Raw genomic sequence first — 280 nt, 5'->3', positions numbered from 1 at the left:
CGGTGGATGTGGCCGGGCCTGATGCCGATCTTGATTTCGTCGGGCGTGATCCGGCCGGGGCAGTTCGGGCCCAGCAGCAAGGTCTTCTTGCCGCCGGCCGCTTCCTTGGCCTTCATCGTGTTGCGCACTTCGAGCATGTCGCGAACAGGAATGCCTTCGGTGATGCAGATCGCCAGGTCCAGGTCGGCCTCGTCGGCTTCCCAGATGGCGGCCGCTGCGCCTGCCGGCGGCACGTAGAGCACCGACCCGGTGGCGCCGGTCTGCGAAGCGGCGTCCTTCA

Annotated in this window: 1 pseudogene; it reads right to left on the bottom strand. The window is 67.5% G+C overall.

Annotated features, from left to right (window positions below):
• Nucleotides 1-280 (bottom strand): annotated as a pseudogene (locus AC0IYU_RS34825) (succinate--CoA ligase subunit alpha); the annotation flags it as partial.

Source organism: Variovorax sp. AC103, from assembly GCF_979254005.1.
The sequence above is the reverse complement of the archived record's forward strand: the minus strand, read 5'-3'. Positions and strand labels throughout refer to the sequence as shown.